This is a genomic window from Streptomyces sp. NBC_01571 (assembly GCF_026339875.1).
Lineage (GTDB): Bacteria > Actinomycetota > Actinomycetes > Streptomycetales > Streptomycetaceae > Streptomyces.
In genome coordinates this window covers 2,887,820-2,902,503 of sequence record NZ_JAPEPZ010000001.1, presented here as the reverse complement: position 1 = coordinate 2,902,503, position 14,684 = coordinate 2,887,820, and the positions used below count along the sequence as shown (strand labels likewise).

Here is a 14,684-nt window from a genome sequence, read left to right as displayed (position 1 = left end):
TCTGAGCTTTTCTTGAGCTTGGCGCGCGGCCGGATTCCGTTTTCGGCGGATCGTCCGTGGTCAGGCGAGGGGCGATTCGGAGTCCTGTGCGCTCGTGCGGGCGGCCCCCGGTGCTGCCCCGGCGTCGGCGGAGACATCCTCCGGAACCGGCTTCGCGTAGGCGTCCGGCCGGGGCGGGGAGATCATCGCGGGGCCGGGGAGGGTGACGAAGGTGGAGGGGAGCGACGGCGCGTTCTCGCGGCCCGCGTTGGCGATCACCACGGCGACATAGGGGAGCAGGATCCCGAGCACCAGCGCGACGATCGCGACGTGCCGCTCGACGTTCCAGAGGGTGGCGGCGAGGATCACGGAGAGGGTGCGGACGGACATCGAGATGATGTAACGGCGTTGTCTGCCGCGGACATCCTCGTCGAGCCCCTGCCTGGCCCCGGTGATCCGGAAGACCTGACCGCCGCTCTGCTTCCGCAGCATGTGCCACCACCTGCCTGTGTCGGACTCTCCCCGGCCCGTACCCCCGCGCGGACCCGGTCAGGGAGCGGGCCCGAACAGGTTCCACGTTACGCCGCGACTGCGTCGCCTTCGAGACCGGGGCGGGTCCGATCCGAGGGGACCTGATGCGCCGTCCCGCGTATGGCCGAGCCCGACATGCGGCGTACGACGGCCGGACCGAGACTGGGCGTACTGCTCACGCGGAGCCGTACTAGGAGGCAGACATGGGCTGGTTGTGGGCGATCATCGTGGGCTTCGTGCTCGGCCTGCTGGCCAAGGCGATCCTTCCGGGCAAGCAGCACAGCCCCCTCTGGTTGACCACGATCTTCGGCATCATCGGCGCGATCGTCGGCAACGCCATCGCGGGCTGGCTCGGCATCGCCGAGACCAAGGGCATCGACTGGGGCCGGCACGCGCTGCAACTGGTGGCCGCCATCGTCATCGTCTTCCTGGGCGACATGGTCTACATGTCGCTGCGGGGCAACAGACAGCGGGCCTGAGGGCACGGCGTCCTGACCGCACGACCGAGGGGGCGGCCCCTGACGGAGCCGCCCCCTCGGTCGTGCGTACGCACGCGCGCTCAGGCGCCCGTGACCTCCACCGCGGCCAGGTTCTTCTTGCCACGGCGCAGCACCAGCCAGCGCCCGTGCAGCAGGTCCTCCTGGGCCGGGACCGCGTCCTCGGCGGTGACCTTCGCGTTGTTCACGTAGGCGCCGCCCTCCTTGACCGTGCGGCGCGCGGCGGACTTGCTGGCCACCAGGCCGACCTCCGCGAAGAGGTCCACCGCGGGGCCGAGCTCGGCGACCTGGATGTGCGGCACCTCGGAGAGGGCCGCGGCCAGCGTCTTCGCGTCGAGCTCCGCCAGCTCGCCCTGGCCGAACAGCGCCCGGGACGCGGCGATCACGGCGGCCGTCTGGTCGGCGCCGTGCACCAGCGTGGTCAGCTCCTCGGCGAGCGCGCGCTGTGCCGCGCGGGCCTGCGGGCGCTCCTCGGTCTGCCGCTCCAGCTCCTCGATCTCCTCGTGGGACCGGAAGCTGAAGATGCGCAGGAACTTGGAGACGTCCCGGTCGTCCGCGTTCAGCCAGAACTGGTAGAACGCGTACGGCGTGGTCATCTCGGGATCCAGCCAGACCGTGCCGGACTCCGTCTTGCCGAATTTGGTGCCGTCCGCCTTGGTGATCAACGGAGTGCCGAGCGCGTGCACCACGGCCTCCGGCTCGACCCGGTGGATCAGGTCCGTGCCCGAGGTGAGATTGCCCCACTGGTCGCTGCCGCCGGTCTGCAGGGTGCAGCCGAACCTCCGGTACAGCTCCAGGAAGTCCATGCCCTGCAGGATCTGGTAGCTGAACTCCGTGTAGCTGATGCCCGCGTCGGAGTTGAGCCGCCGCGAGACGGCCTCCTTGGCGATCATCTTGTTGACCCGGAAGTGCTTGCCCATGTCGCGCAGGAACTCGATGGCCGACATGCCCTGGGTCCAGTCCAGGTTGTTGACCATCACCGCGGCGTTCGGGCCCTCGAAGTCCAGCAGCGGGGCGATCTGCGCGCGCAGCCGCTCCACCCACTCGGCGACGACCTCGGGGGAGTTCAGCGTGCGCTCGGAGTTCGGCTTCGGGTCACCGATCAGACCGGTGGCACCGCCCACCAGGCCCAGTGGACGGTGGCCCGCCCGCTGGATCCGGCGCATCGTGAGGATCTGCACGAGGTTGCCGAGATGCAGGCTGGGCGCGGTCGGGTCGAAGCCGCAATAGAACGTGACGGGACCGTCCGCGAACGCCTTGCGCAATGCGTCCTCGTCCGTGGAGAGGGCGATCAGCCCCCGCCACTTCAGTTCGTCGACGATGTCCGTCACGGTTCTCGTATCTCCTTGAGTGGTCTCGTGAATCAGGTACGAGGTTATACGCCCCGGCTGACCGAGCTCATGTTGAAGTCGGGCACCCTCAGCGCGGGCATCGCGGCACGCGTGAACCAGTCGCTCCATTCGCGCGGCAAGGTCTTCTCCGTACGCCCGGCCTCCGTCGCGCGCCCCAGCAGGTCCACCGGTGACTCGTTGAACCGGAAGTTGTTGACCTCGCCGACGACCTGGCCGTTCTCCACGAGGTACACGCCGTCCCGGGTCAGGCCCGTCAGCAGGAGCGTCGCCGGGTCGACCTCGCGGATGTACCAGAGACAGGTCAGCAGCAGACCGCGCTCGGTGGCGGCGACCATCTCCTCCAGGGAGCGGTCGTCGCCGCCGTCCAGGATCAGGTTCCCGATCGTCGGCGCGACGGGCAGCCCGGTCAGGCCCGCGCTGTGCCGGGTGGTGGAGAGACGGGCAAGCGTGCCCTGGCTCACCCAGTCCGTCGCGGACAGCGGGAGCCCGTTGTCGAACACCGACGCGTCGTCGCCGGAGGAGTGCGTGAGCACGAAGGGCGCGGACTCCAGTCCCGGCTCGTTCGGGTCGCTGCGCAGCGTCAGCGGCAGCTCGGTGAGCTTCTCGCCGACGCGGGTGCCGCCGCCCGGCTTGCTGAAGACCGTCCGGCCCTCGGCCGCGTCCCGGGCCGCCGCCGACCACATCTGGTAGATCAGCAGGTCCGCGACGGCGGTCGGCGGCAACAGCGTCTCGTAGCGCCCCGCCGGCAGATCGACGCGCCGCTCGGCCCAGCCCAGCCGGACCGCCAGCTCGGCGTCCAGCGCCGCCGGATCCACGTCCTTGAAGTCACGGGTGGAGCGCCCCGCCCACGCCGAGCGCGTACGGTCCGGCGACTTGGCGTTGAGCTCCAGCGTCCCGTTGGGCTGGTCGTGCCGCAGACGCAGCCCCGTCGACGTACCGAGGTAGCTGGAGACCAGCTCGTGGTTGGCGAAGCCGTACAGCTCACGGCCGCCCGCACGCGCGCGTGCGAACGACTCGCCGAGCGCGGGGGCGAAGTCCGCGAAGACCGTGGAGGAGGTCTCGGCGGGCGCGTCCGTGAAGTCCGGGGACTCCGGTACACCCGTGACCAGCGGCTGGGCGTCCTCGGCGGGGCCCGCACCGCGTGCCGCCGCCTCCGCGGCCCGCACCAGCGGCTCCAGTTCGTCCGCGGTCACCGCCGCGCGCGAGACGACCCCGGACGCCGTGCCCTCGCGGCCGTCGACGGTCGCGACGACGGTGAGCGTGCGCCCGCGCGTCACCCCGTTCGTGGTCAGCGCGTTGCCCGCCCAGCGCAGGTTCGCGGTCGAGTGCTCGTCGGCGATCACCACACAGCCGTCTGCGCGGGAGAGTTCGAGGGCACGCTCGACGACCTCGTGCGGCTTGTTCTGCTGGTTGGAGCGAGCGCTCATCGACCGGCCTCCTGCGTCGTGTTCAGAATGTTGACGCCCTTGAAGAGGGCGGACGGGCAGCCGTGCGAGACCGCCGCGACCTGGCCCGGCTGGGCCTTGCCGCAGTTGAAGGCACCGCCCAGGACGTACGTCTGCGGACCGCCCACCGCGGCCATGGACCCCCAGAAGTCGGTCGTCGTCGCCTGGTACGCGACGTCCCGCAGCTGACCGGTGATCCGGCCGTTCTCGATCCTGAAGAACCGCTGCCCGGTGAACTGGAAGTTGTAGCGCTGCATGTCGATCGACCAGGACCGGTCGCCGACGACGTAGATGCCGCGGTCCACACCCCCGATCAGGTCCTCGGTGGAGAGGCCCGTGGGGTCCGGCTGCAAGGACACGTTGGCCATCCGCTGCACGGGCACGTGCCCGGGGGAGTCGGCGTAGGCGCACCCGTTCGAGCGCTCGAAGCCGGTCAGCCGGGCGATACGGCGGTCGAGCTGGTAGCCGACGAGGGTGCCGTCCTTCACGAGGTCCCAGGACTGGCCCTCGACGCCCTCGTCGTCGTACCCGATGGTCGCGAGGCCGTGCTCGGCGGTGCGGTCACCGGTGACGTTCATCCGCTCGGAGCCGTACCTCAACTTGCCGAGCTGGTCGAAGGTGGCGAAGGAGGTGCCCGCGTACGCCGCCTCGTAGCCCAGCGCGCGGTCCAGCTCGGTGGCGTGGCCGATGGACTCGTGGATGGTCAGCCACAGGTTGGAGGGGTCGACCACGAGGTCGTACAGCCCCGACTCGACGCTCGGTGCCCGCATCTTCTCGGCGAGCAGCTCGGGGATCCGCTCCAGCTCGGAGTCCCAGTCCCAGCCGGTGCCCATCAGGTACTCCCAGCCGCGTCCGGCCGGCGGCGCGATGGTGCGCATCGAGTCGAACTCGCCGCTCGACTCGTCGACCGCGACGGCGGTCAGCTGCGGGTGCAGCCGGACGCGCTGCTGCGTGGTGACGGTCCCCGCGGTGTCGGCGTAGAACTTGTTCTCGTGCACGGTCAGCAGCGAGGCGTCGACGTGGTTGACGCCGGGGGCCGCCAGCAGCCGGGCACTCCAGTCCGAGAGCAGCCCGGCCTTCTCCTCGGCGGGCACGGAGAACGGGTCGATGTCGTACGACGAGATCCAGGTCTTCTCCGCGTGCACCGGCTCGCCGGCCAGCTCCACGCGCTCGTCGGACCCCGCAGCCTTGATGACCTGGGCCGACAGCTTCGCCATCGCGACGGCCTGGGAGGCGACCTTCGCGGCCGCGTCCATCGTCAGATCCACGCCCGAGGCGAACCCCCAGGTCCCGCCGTGCACCACCCGCACCGCGTACCCCAGGTCGGTGGTGTCCGACGATCCGGCGGGTTTTGCGTCGCGCAGCCGCCAGGACGCGCTGCGCACACGTTCGAACCGGAAGTCCGCGTGCTCGGCGCCCAGGGCACGGGCGCGCGCCAGCGCGGCGTCGGCCAGGGCCCGCAGCGGCAGTGCCGTGAAGGCTTCGTCGATGGAATGAGGCACGGAGGTCTCCCTGCTGTCGTGGCCTGTCGGGTCCGATCATGTCGCGCGGGTGGGTCCGGCGGCCACGGCTTTGCCCCGGCCGAGGCCGGATCTTTCCGTCGGCCGAAGGCGCCTTTCTGTAGGGATCCGACAGCGAGCCCCCCGCGCCACTGTCGGGGACCGATTCTCCGGGAGACGGACCGGACCGATAGGTTTTCGGGGAAGGCGCCTGTCCTGCAGGGGTTTCAGTCTGCTATCGAAAGGGTGATCCGTTGAGCCGCTCGGTTCTCGTCACCGGAGGCAACCGGGGCATCGGCCTCGCCATCGCCCGCGCGTTCGCCGATGCCGGCGACAAAGTCGCGATCACATACCGCTCGGGGGAGCCGCCGGCCGCCCTCACCGCCCTGGGCTGCCTCGCCGTCAAGTGCGACATCACCGACACCGAGCAGGTGGAGCAGGCCTACAAGGAGATCGAGGCCGAGCACGGGCCCGTCGAGATCCTGGTCGCCAACGCCGGCGTCACCAAGGACCAGCTCCTGATGCGCATGTCCGAGGAGGACTTCACCTCCGTCCTCGACACGAACCTCACCGGCACCTTCCGGGTCGTCAAGCGCGCCAACCGCGGCATGCTCCGCGCCAAGAAGGGGCGCGTCGTCCTCATCTCCTCGGTCGTGGGGCTGCTGGGCTCCGCGGGGCAGTCGAACTACGCCGCCTCCAAGGCCGCCCTGGTCGGCTTCGCGCGGTCGCTCGCGCGGGAGCTCGGTTCGCGGAACATCACCTTCAACGTCGTCGCGCCCGGTTTCGTCGACACCGACATGACCAAGGTGCTCACCGACGAGCAGCGTGCGGGCATCGTCGCCCAGGTGCCGCTCGGCCGGTACGCGCAGCCCGAGGAGATCGCCGCCGCGGTGCGGTTCCTCGCCTCGGACGACGCCTCGTACATCACTGGAGCCGTCATTCCGGTTGACGGCGGACTGGGAATGGGTCACTGATCACCATGAGTGGAATCCTCGAGGGCAAGCGCGTCCTGATCACCGGTGTGCTGATGGAGTCCTCCATCGCGTTCCACACCGCCAAGCTGGCCCAGGAGCAGGGCGCCGAGATCATCCTGACCGCGTTCCCGCGGCCCACGCTGACCGAGCGCATCGCCAAGAAGCTCCCGAAGCCGACCAAGGTCATCGAGCTCGACGTCACCAACGACGAGCACCTCGGGCGGCTGGCCGACATCGTCGGCGAGGAGCTGGGCAGCCTGGACGGCGTCGTGCACTCCATCGGCTTCGCCCCGCAGGACGCCCTCGGCGGCAACTTCCTGAACACGCCCTTCGAGTCGGTCGCCACCGCCATGCACGTCTCGGCGTTCTCCCTGAAGTCGCTGACCATGGCGTGCCTGCCGCTGATGCAGAACGGCGGCTCGGTCGTCGGCCTCACCTTCGACGCGCAGTACGCCTGGCCGCAGTACGACTGGATGGGCCCGGCCAAGGCCGCGCTGGAGGCCACCAGCCGCTACATGGCGCGCGACCTGGGCAAGCAGAACATCCGCTGCAACCTCATCTCGGCGGGCCCCCTCGCCTCGATGGCCGCCAAGTCCATCCCGGGCTTCAGCGACCTGGCCGCCGTGTGGGACAACCGCTCCCCGCTCGAGTGGGACCTGAAGGACCCGGAGCCGGCCGGCAAGGGCGTCGTCGCCCTGCTGAGCGACTGGTTCCCGAAGACCACCGGCGAGATCATCCACGTCGACGGCGGTCTGCACGCGATCGGCGCGTAGGCGCTCGGACCACGGTTCTCGTACGCCCCGTCTCCCGCCTCGCGCGGGGAGCGGGGCGTCGCCCGTTCGGCCCAGTCGGCCGGGCGGCACAGGCACCGCACCGCGCACGATTGGAGTACGCACCGCCCCGCAGCCGTACGGCCGAGGAGGTCCCCTTGTGCGCCTGTCCCGCCGTTTTGCCCCGGTGTTCGCCGCCGTCACGCTGATGATCGCTCTGCCGTACGACGCGATGCCCAGCGCGAGCGGGCGCCACGAGAGCACCGCCGTGCCCCAGCCGTTCGGCGCCGCGTGCCGCACCACGGTCGCCGGTTCCCACGCGGTCGCCTACTGCCACAACCCCTATCCGGGGACGGACCGGGTCAGTCTGCACATCGAGTGCGACCGCTGGTGGGACATCGACACCGACAGCGCCCCGGTCGAGGCGGGACCCGCGATGACGGTGCGGATGGAGGGCCGGTGCTGGAAGGAGATCCGCTCGGTGTGGGTCAGCCACCGGAAGGCGGACGCCTGAGCCACGGGCGGCACTGGAACGGATAGCCCGCGGCCTCCGCGGCCGCCGCCTCCGTGTCACCCCCGCGGATCGCGTCGACGAGCCGTGTGTGGTCCATGTACGTCTCCGGCGTCAGCGCCTCGCCGACGTCGTCGCGCAGCCAGTCGCGCAGCACCTCGCCCAGGTCCGCGTACATCGCCGTCATGACGTCGTTGTGGGACGCGGCCACCACCGCCAGATGGAACGTCGCGTCGGCGGTCACGAAGGCCTCCGTGTCGCCCGACTCCCAGGCGTCCTCACGCCGGCTCAGCAGCGCGTCGAGCTGCTTGAGATCGCGTTCGGTGCGCCGTTCGGCGGCCAGCTTCGCGGCGCTCGACTCCAGTGTGGAGCGCAGCTCGGCGATGTGCCGGGGATCGGCGTCGGCGAAGCGCCGGTGCATCACGCCCGCGAGTTCGCTGGTCGCGACGACATAGGTGCCCGAACCCTGGCGGATGTCGAGCAGGCCGTTGTGGGCGAGCGCGCGGACGGCCTCCCGGACCGTGTTGCGGGCGACGCCCAGCTGTTCGACGAGCTCCGGCTCGGTCGGGATGCGGGAGCCGACCGGCCACTCGCCGGAGGTGATCTGGTTCCGCAGCTCGGCGATGACCTGCTCGGAAAGCGCCGAACGGCGGGGGTGGCTCAGCGGCATGGCGGTCCTTCGTACGGGCCCGGGTGTGGTCGTTCGCGCGGGGCCGGAGGTTCCGGAGATTAACGCAGCGGGATTGGACACCCAATCATCCCATGATTCTATGATGGCGCCATGGCCATCGAGGAAACCCGGACCACCATGTCCCCCCCGATACGCGGCTCCGCGGGTCAGGAGCCCAGGAGCGAGACGGCATCCCCGCATGCTTCCCCGCGCGCGTGGACGACGCGGCTGGTGATCGTGGGCATCGTCCTCGCGGCCCTCAACCTGCGGCCCGCCATCACCAGCTTCGGCGCCCTCCTCGAGGAGGTGCGCGACGGACTCGGCATGAGCGGCAGCGTCGCCGGACTGCTCACCTCCGTGCCACCGCTCTGCTTCGCCGTCTTCGGCGTCATGGCGCCGCGGCTCGCCCGCCGCTTCGGGCCCGGCGCGGTCGTCTGCGCCGGGATGATCGCCATCACGGCGGGGCTCGCGATCCGCCCGTACACCGGGAGCGCGGCCGGCTTCCTGGCCGCCAGCGCCCTCGCGCTCATGGGCATCGCCGTCAGCAACGTGCTCATGCCGGTGATCGTCAAGCGCTGGTTCCCGGACCGGGTCGGCTCCATGACCGGCCTCTACTCGATGGCGCTCGCCCTGGGCACCTCGGCGGCCGCCGCCCTGACCGTGCCCATGACCGACGCCCTGGGTGGCAGTTGGCGCTCGGGGCTCGCCGTGTGGGCGGGGCTCGCCGGGATCGCCGTACTGCCCTGGATCGCGCTCGTCCGCACCCGGGGCGCCGCTTCTCCCGGCGGTGAGCGCGCGCCTGCCGCGGACGCCGCCCCGCACGAGCCCGACGGGCTGCGCGTCACCCGCAGCCGTACCGCCTGGGCCCTCGCCGTCTTCTTCGGGCTCCAGGCCACCGCCGCCTACATCACGATGGGCTGGATGCCGCAGATCTTCCGCGACGCGGGCGTCTCCGCGGGCACCGCGGGACTGCTCCTCGCCGTCACGATGGTGATGGGCGTGCCGCTGGCCTTCGTCATCCCGCGGCTGGCCACCCGGCTGCCCCACCAGGGCCCCATCGTGGTCGCGCTCGGCGCCTGCGGACTCGCCGGATACGCGGGTCTCTACGCCGCCCCGGCAGGCGGCGCCTGGGCCTGGGCCCTGCTGCTCGGCGTCTCCAACTGCGCCTTCCCGCTCGCCCTCACCATGGTCGGCATGCGCGCCCGGACCGGGGCGGGCGTCGCACAGCTCTCGGCCTTCGCGCAGAGCACCGGCTATCTGCTCTCGATCCCGGGACCCCTGCTCGTGGGCGTGCTCTACCAGCACAGTGGCGGCTGGGGGCTGCCGATCGCGCTCATGGCCGCGCTGATGATCCCGCAGATCGCGGTGGGCGTCCTGGCGGGCCGCGACCGCACGGTAGAGGACGAGGCCACCCCCGTCCCCAGCCCCTGAGGACACGGGCCCCAGGGCGTCGGCGGACGCGAGGCCTTGGGTCGCGGGTGGTCCCGGGGGGTCGGCGGACGCGAGGCCCTGAGGATGCGGGCGACCCGGGCTCTCGGGGGGCCCGTGCGTCCGGGCTCCGGGAGGTCGTCGGCCGGGAGTCTCCCGGGCGCACCTGACGGGACCCCGGGTCGTGCCGGGGCCCGGACGCCGATGCGCGTCCCCGACCGGACCCCGGGCCGCCCCGCCGTCCGACCGGAGGCGTCCACCGGACCCCGGACGGCGGGGCGGCCCGGGGCCGGACGGCCGACCCCACCCACCGGAGACCGGCCGAAGGGTGCGAGACTGGGCGTATGCCAGTGCTCGATCCGAACCCCCCGAACGGCCAGAAGAAGATGCTGCTCGTCTTCGGCACGTTCCTCGCCATCACCGTGATCATCGCCGTCATCGCGACCATCGCCTCGCCGTGACCCCGGCCCACGACCCCCGGGGACGGCGATGGTGGGGCTAGCCCCCCTGTCCCCTAGGGGGTGAGTGTCAGGGTCAAGTGGGTGGATCACCGGATGGGTTGACGGACCCGGATTCCGTAACTTCGAGATGTGGCCGCGAGGACGCGGAACACGGACCACGCGAAGACCCACGGAGGCGGCATGTCGGCCCGTACGCACACCCGGCCCCACCCGGCGACCTCGGGCCGCGTCGAGATCCGTCTGCCCTGGTGGGCCCTCGCCCTGCCGGCCCTCGCCTTCGCCACCCTGCTGCTCCTGCTGCTGAACCCGGCGGACGCGCATGCCGCGGTCGGCGACCCCGCGCTCACCCACCTCTTCGAGCGCCTCCAGCAGACCGTGCAGCACCAGGCCTCCTGAGCCGCCTTCACACACTGTGCCGCACCCCTCGCGCACCGTGCCGAAAGGCCGGTGTCCCGTGGTGAAGGAGCCCGTCAACTCCTTGAGCCACATGGCGTGTTTCGTGCGAAGCTGGGACTCATGAGCGTCGCAGAACCCCGCAGGATTGTCCTCTTCCGGCATGCGAAAGCCGACTGGCCGCAGGTGTCCGACCATGAGCGGCCGCTCGCTGACCGGGGCCGTATGGACGCCGCCGTCGCCGGACGCAGGCTGGCCGACACCGGCATCCCCTTCGATCTGGCCCTCTGCTCCACAGCCGTCCGGACCCGTGAAACCTGGAAGCTCGCCGTCCATGAGCTCCCGCACCGGCCGAAAACGGTCTATGAGGAGCGGCTCTACGAGGCCTCGCCGGGCGAGCTGATCGCCGTACTCAACGAAACCCCGGACGACGCGCAGGACGTGCTCCTGATCGGGCACAACCCCGGCATCCAGGGTCTCTCCGAAGTCCTGGCCGGCCAGGCCGACGGCGAAGCCCGTGCCCGGATGACCGAGCGCGGCTTCCCCACCGCCGCCTTCGCCGTGCTGTCCTTCGATGGCCCCTGGAAATCCCTGGAGCCCGGCGTGACCACGCTGATCGACTACTGGGCCCCGACCGAGTAACCCACCCGTGCGGACGACACGGGGGTCCGGCACCGTCCTGACGGTGCCGGACCCCCGTGTCGTACCGGCCAGGACCCCGGTGGGCGACCGACGGGTGTCAGAAGTGCGCGCTCGTGGTCGCGCGGCGGGAACGCACGGTCAGTGGTCGTCCAGATGCATGTCCGCCGCCTCGACCTCTTCGCGGGTGACCCCCAGCAGATACAGCACGGTGTCCAGGAAGGGGAAGTTCACCGCGGTGTGCGCGGCCTCCCGTACGACGGGCTTGGCGTTGAACGCGACCCCGAGACCCGCCGCGTTGAGCATGTCGAGGTCGTTGGCACCGTCGCCGATCGCCACGGTCTGGACGAGCGGCAGCCCCGCCTCCGCGGCGAACCGGCGCAGCAGCCGCGCCTTGCCCGCGCGGTCCACGATCTCCCCGGTGACCCGGCCGGTCAGCTTCCCGTCGGCGATCTCCAGCGTGTTGGCCTGCGCGAAGTCGAGCCCGAGCCGCTCCTTCAGGTCGTCCGTGACCTGGGTGAACCCGCCCGACACGATCCCGACTTGGAAGCCGAGCCGCTTCAGCGTACGGATCAGCGTGCGCGCGCCGGGCGTCAGCCGTACCTCCTCGCGCACCTTGTTCACCACCGAGGCGTCCAGCCCCTTCAGCAGCGCCACGCGCGCGTGCAGCGACTGCTCGAAGTCCAGCTCCCCGCGCATCGCGGCCGCCGTCACCTCGGCGACCTCGTCCTCGCACCCGGCGTGCGCGGCGAAGAGCTCGATCACCTCGTCCTGGATCAGGGTCGAGTCGACGTCCATGACGACCAGCCGCTGGGCCCGCCGGTGCAGCCCCGAGGCGACCACGGCGATGTCGACCCCGAGTGCCGAGGCCTCCGTCACCAGCGCGGTGCGCAGCGCCTCGGTCTCCGCACCGGACACCGCGAACTCCACTGCCGTCACCGGGTACTTGGCGAGCCGGAAGATGCGGTCGATGTTCCCGCCGGTCTTGGTGATCCGCGCGGCGATCGAGGCCGTGGACTCCGCGGTGAGCGGATGCCCGAGCACGGTGACATGCGAACGCCCCATCCCGCGCGGGCGGTTGTCGCCGAGGCCGGAGATGATCTCCGCCTGCATCTTCATCGAGTCCGCCCAGCTGTGCACGGTGGCCCGCAGATCGCCCTCCAGACCGGAGGGCGGCTCGGTCACGAGCGCGCACAGCACGATCCGGCCACGGGTGACGACCTGCTCGATGTCGACCACGTCGACGGAGTAGGCGGCGAGGGTGTCGAAGAGTCCGGCCGTGATGCCCGGCCGGTCCTTGCCGAAGATCTTGACAAGGAGGGTGGGGATATCGGGGGTCTGCGTAGCGCTCATGGTGCTTCCACCGTATCCGGCACCCAGTGCCTTCCGCCCCCGCGGTCCGTCCAGCGGACAGGGAACTCTGGGTGTCGGGGTGGTGTCGCGCGCGTTTCCCGGAGCCGACGCCCAGCCCCGCCGCGCGGTGGGCGGCGGGGTTCGGGCCCGACGTCGGGGGCGGGCGGCGGGGCTCAGTCCCTCCGGCCGGGACCGGGCGGAGGCTGTCCCTGGTCGGGCGGGGGCTGCGGGGGAGGAGGCACGCTCTGCCCCGGTGGCCGCCCGCGCGGTCCGGGCGGCCGCGGAAGCGGCCGGGCGACCGTCGGTGCGCCGTACACGTCGTCGGGAGCCCGCTTGCGCTCGGGCGGATGTCCGCCGCGCGGCTCCCGCAGCTCGTCCGGCAGCCGCAGATACGGATTGGTGTCGGGGTTCGCGGGCCGGTACGGCGCGCTCGGCTCGTACGGTCCCGACCGCGGCGGGTGACCGGGGCCGGGCGGCACGTCCGGGTGCCCCGGGGCGGGCGGGGCGCCGGCGTCACCCAGTGCCAGGGGCGCCGCCCGCCGTCCCGCGGCCCCGCTCGCGTACGCCAGCAGGGCCCCCGCCGCCCCCGCACCCGCGCCCCACGCGGCGCCGAACAGCAGTGCGACACCCAGGCGGCCGTGCAGCCGGATCCCGGCGCCGAACGCGTCGATGCCGAACACCGACAGCGAGGCGTCCACGGACACGTCCGTCAGCCACGCCAGCAGCGGCAGTGCCAGCGCCGTCGCGACCCCCAGCCGAAGAGCGCAGCGACCCGCGAACCCGAGAGCGCCCGTGCCTCGTACATCGGGGGCATCCGGGATCCCCCCGGAAGCGGCGTCCCACCGCCGTACAAAAGGCGTACGCGTGGCCGCGAGGACGCCCGCGAAGAGCATCATGAGCGCGGCCGCGACCCCCAACAGCCACACCCGACCGTCGAGTTCGGCGAGACGGCTCAGGGTCACGGGCCGGTCGGAGTCGACACTCAGCAGCTTGTCCAGGGGGTCGGGGAGCACCTTGGCGAGTTCGCCGGAGGCCCTGCCGTCCCAGGGGACGAGGAGGCCGACCGGCACACCGAGCCACACCCCGTTGGGCGCGCCGAGCAGGGCCGCGCCCGCGATCAGCTTGGGGTGGGGGTCACCGATCGCCGCGTACGCCGCCGCCGCGAGCCCCGCCACGACCGCCACCAGCGCCACTGTGACCAGCGCGGACGCGGCCGGCCGCACCGTCCGGTGCACACCCTCCCAGCCGCGCGGCAGCGGGGTGCGCCGGGAGGCCAGCAGGGAGATCACCAGGATTCCGGCGGCCCAGGCGGCACCGCCGAGCAGTGTGGGCACCGTGTCCACGGTGAACCCCACGGCAGCCTTCGCGTCCACGAGGTCGTCGATCCTGCCCGGCAGCAGTCCGCCGAGGTCACCGAGGCCGCCCGGGAGCTTGTCGGTGATCCTCCCGAGCCCGCCGCCGCCCGTCACCCGGTCGAGCCCGAGCCCGCTCCCGTCGATGGTGATGACGTCGTGACCGGCCCAGGCGAGCCCGCCCAGGGTCGCCACGAACAGGACGACCACCGCGCCCGCGCGCGCCAGGAGTTCGGACGGCGCGATCACAACTCCCGCTCCGCGCAGGGAGCGCAGGAAGAAGTAGGAGAGCAGGAGCGCGCCGACCAGTCCCACACCCAGTGGCGTGATCTGGATGGCGGTGTGTGCCTCGGCGCCCTTCAACCCGAAGGCCGACACGTTGCCGGACGGTTCGACCGCGCCGTTCGCCCCCAGTGCCACCACGGCCGCGGTCATCGGCCCGAGCGAGCCGGCCCTGTCCGCGCCCACCAGATGGAGGCCGAGCGCGGCCGTGCCCGCCATCGCGATCAACGCCCAGCTCACCGAGGCGATCGCGGACAGCAGCACATCCCCCCACGGCACGCGCCTGCCACGCCCCACGGTGTCGATGCTCATCGTCAGACCCCCCGATCCGCGCCGCGGTACCACCACCACGGATGTCCCCCTCGCGTGGGATTACCACTCTCCGGTCCGGTATCAACCCCGTCAACGGAAACGTGCAACCCACCCGTAGCCGGTCTTCGCAGGGCCCGGCTTTCGGTCAGGGGCCTGCTCCTGAAATAGTTCCCCCCGATGTTCGACATCCCTAGACTCCCTGTGATGGGGGTAACTCGGGGGACAACTCAGTGGGG

At 71.6% G+C, this 14,684-nt stretch carries 15 protein-coding genes; 8 read left to right on the top strand and 7 right to left on the bottom strand.

All coding sequences use genetic code 11. The features are described from left to right. Window positions 1-60 precede the first annotated feature (60 nt). Entirely contained in the window at window positions 61-471 is a 411-nt protein-coding gene (locus OHB41_RS13060) for a DUF3099 domain-containing protein (protein ID WP_266698139.1), read from the bottom strand. Between the two features lie 242 nt (window positions 472-713). Between OHB41_RS13060 and OHB41_RS13055 the strand changes: the two genes are divergently transcribed. Further along, entirely contained in the window at window positions 714-989 is a 276-nt protein-coding gene (locus tag OHB41_RS13055; RefSeq protein ID WP_266698138.1) for a GlsB/YeaQ/YmgE family stress response membrane protein, read from the top strand. Between the two features lie 80 nt (window positions 990-1,069). Here the strand turns inward: OHB41_RS13055 and tyrS are convergent, their stop codons facing one another. The 3 genes from tyrS to OHB41_RS13040 are packed head-to-tail and all read right to left on the bottom strand — an operon-like array spanning window position 1,070 to window position 5,306. After that, on the bottom strand, window positions 1,070-2,338 hold the full coding sequence (gene tyrS / locus OHB41_RS13050) for a tyrosine--tRNA ligase (protein WP_266698137.1): 1,269 nt from the start codon (window positions 2,336-2,338) through the stop codon (window positions 1,070-1,072). Window positions 2,339-2,382: 44 nt separating this feature from the next. Continuing rightward, window positions 2,383-3,786 carry a metallopeptidase TldD-related protein gene (locus OHB41_RS13045; RefSeq protein WP_266698136.1) on the bottom strand — a complete coding sequence of 468 codons (1,404 nt, stop codon included), beginning with the start codon at window positions 3,784-3,786 and terminating at the stop codon, window positions 2,383-2,385. After that, on the bottom strand, window positions 3,783-5,306 hold the full coding sequence (locus tag OHB41_RS13040; RefSeq protein WP_266698135.1) for a TldD/PmbA family protein: 1,524 nt from the start codon (window positions 5,304-5,306) through the stop codon (window positions 3,783-3,785). Before OHB41_RS13040 ends, OHB41_RS13045 begins: the two co-directional genes overlap by 4 nt. A 251-nt stretch (window positions 5,307-5,557) precedes the next feature. On the opposite strand from OHB41_RS13040, the gene fabG reads away from it, so the two are divergent. The 3 genes from fabG to OHB41_RS13025 all read left to right on the top strand — a co-directional run bounded on the left by fabG (window position 5,558) and on the right by OHB41_RS13025 (window position 7,561). Then, window positions 5,558-6,277 (top strand): 3-oxoacyl-[acyl-carrier-protein] reductase, encoded by a 720-nt coding sequence (fabG, locus tag OHB41_RS13035; RefSeq protein WP_148007539.1) that lies wholly within the window; start codon window positions 5,558-5,560, stop codon window positions 6,275-6,277. A gap of 5 nt (window positions 6,278-6,282) precedes the next feature. After that, window positions 6,283-7,050 (top strand): enoyl-ACP reductase FabI, encoded by a 768-nt coding sequence (fabI, locus tag OHB41_RS13030; protein ID WP_266698134.1) that lies wholly within the window; start codon window positions 6,283-6,285, stop codon window positions 7,048-7,050. A 157-nt stretch (window positions 7,051-7,207) separates the two neighbouring features. Further along, window positions 7,208-7,561, top strand: coding sequence for a hypothetical protein (locus tag OHB41_RS13025; RefSeq protein ID WP_266698133.1), 354 nt, complete (start codon window positions 7,208-7,210; stop codon window positions 7,559-7,561). On the opposite strand, the gene OHB41_RS13020 is transcribed toward OHB41_RS13025, so the two are convergent. Then, window positions 7,536-8,228: a FadR/GntR family transcriptional regulator gene (locus OHB41_RS13020; RefSeq protein ID WP_266698132.1), complete on the bottom strand. Its 693-nt coding sequence runs from the start codon at window positions 8,226-8,228 to the stop codon at window positions 7,536-7,538. The two genes, OHB41_RS13025 and OHB41_RS13020, sit on opposite strands and share 26 nt — an antisense overlap. Before the next feature lie 111 nt (window positions 8,229-8,339). Here OHB41_RS13020 and OHB41_RS13015 point away from each other — a divergent pair, with 111 nt between their 5' ends. The 4 genes from OHB41_RS13015 to OHB41_RS13000 all read left to right on the top strand — a co-directional run bounded on the left by OHB41_RS13015 (window position 8,340) and on the right by OHB41_RS13000 (window position 11,152). Beyond that, window positions 8,340-9,659: a CynX/NimT family MFS transporter gene (locus OHB41_RS13015; RefSeq protein WP_266698131.1), complete on the top strand. Its 1,320-nt coding sequence runs from the start codon at window positions 8,340-8,342 to the stop codon at window positions 9,657-9,659. A gap of 341 nt (window positions 9,660-10,000) precedes the next feature. Next, a complete protein-coding gene (locus tag OHB41_RS13010) occupies window positions 10,001-10,117 on the top strand; it encodes an SGM_5486 family transporter-associated protein (RefSeq protein ID WP_266698130.1) in 117 nt (38 codons plus the stop codon). 180 nt (window positions 10,118-10,297) lie between these two features. Further along, the gene (locus tag OHB41_RS13005) at window positions 10,298-10,513 is read left to right on the top strand and encodes a hypothetical protein (RefSeq protein WP_266705837.1); all 216 of its coding nucleotides are present in this window, start codon (window positions 10,298-10,300) and stop codon (window positions 10,511-10,513) included. A 120-nt stretch (window positions 10,514-10,633) separates the two neighbouring features. Further along, window positions 10,634-11,152: a SixA phosphatase family protein gene (locus tag OHB41_RS13000; RefSeq protein WP_266698129.1), complete on the top strand. Its 519-nt coding sequence runs from the start codon at window positions 10,634-10,636 to the stop codon at window positions 11,150-11,152. Between the two features lie 138 nt (window positions 11,153-11,290). Here the strand turns inward: OHB41_RS13000 and serB are convergent, their stop codons facing one another. Further along, window positions 11,291-12,502, bottom strand: coding sequence for a phosphoserine phosphatase SerB (gene serB, locus OHB41_RS12995; protein ID WP_266698128.1), 1,212 nt, complete (start codon window positions 12,500-12,502; stop codon window positions 11,291-11,293). Window positions 12,503-12,675: 173 nt separating this feature from the next. Further along, window positions 12,676-14,448, bottom strand: a complete 1,773-nt coding sequence (locus OHB41_RS12990; RefSeq protein ID WP_266698127.1) for a streptophobe family protein — start codon at window positions 14,446-14,448, stop codon at window positions 12,676-12,678. Window positions 14,449-14,684 lie beyond the last annotated feature (236 nt).

Bases quoted from the DNA above. Each gene is read 5' to 3' on its own strand.
- OHB41_RS13005 (WP_266705837.1), top strand. From the start codon at position 10,298: ATGTCGGCCCGTACGCACACCCGGCCCCACCCGGCGACCTCGGGCCGC.
- serB (WP_266698128.1), bottom strand. From the start codon at position 12,502: ATGAGCGCTACGCAGACCCCCGATATCCCCACCCTCCTTGTCAAGATC.
- OHB41_RS13055 (WP_266698138.1), top strand. From the start codon at position 714: ATGGGCTGGTTGTGGGCGATCATCGTGGGCTTCGTGCTCGGCCTGCTG.
- OHB41_RS12990 (WP_266698127.1), bottom strand. From the start codon at position 14,448: ATGAGCATCGACACCGTGGGGCGTGGCAGGCGCGTGCCGTGGGGGGAT.
- OHB41_RS13060 (WP_266698139.1), bottom strand. From the start codon at position 471: ATGCTGCGGAAGCAGAGCGGCGGTCAGGTCTTCCGGATCACCGGGGCC.
- OHB41_RS13010 (WP_266698130.1), top strand. From the start codon at position 10,001: ATGCCAGTGCTCGATCCGAACCCCCCGAACGGCCAGAAGAAGATGCTG.
- fabI (WP_266698134.1), top strand. From the start codon at position 6,283: ATGAGTGGAATCCTCGAGGGCAAGCGCGTCCTGATCACCGGTGTGCTG.
- OHB41_RS13015 (WP_266698131.1), top strand. From the start codon at position 8,340: ATGGCCATCGAGGAAACCCGGACCACCATGTCCCCCCCGATACGCGGC.
- OHB41_RS13045 (WP_266698136.1), bottom strand. From the start codon at position 3,786: ATGAGCGCTCGCTCCAACCAGCAGAACAAGCCGCACGAGGTCGTCGAG.
- OHB41_RS13000 (WP_266698129.1), top strand. From the start codon at position 10,634: ATGAGCGTCGCAGAACCCCGCAGGATTGTCCTCTTCCGGCATGCGAAA.
- OHB41_RS13020 (WP_266698132.1), bottom strand. From the start codon at position 8,228: ATGCCGCTGAGCCACCCCCGCCGTTCGGCGCTTTCCGAGCAGGTCATC.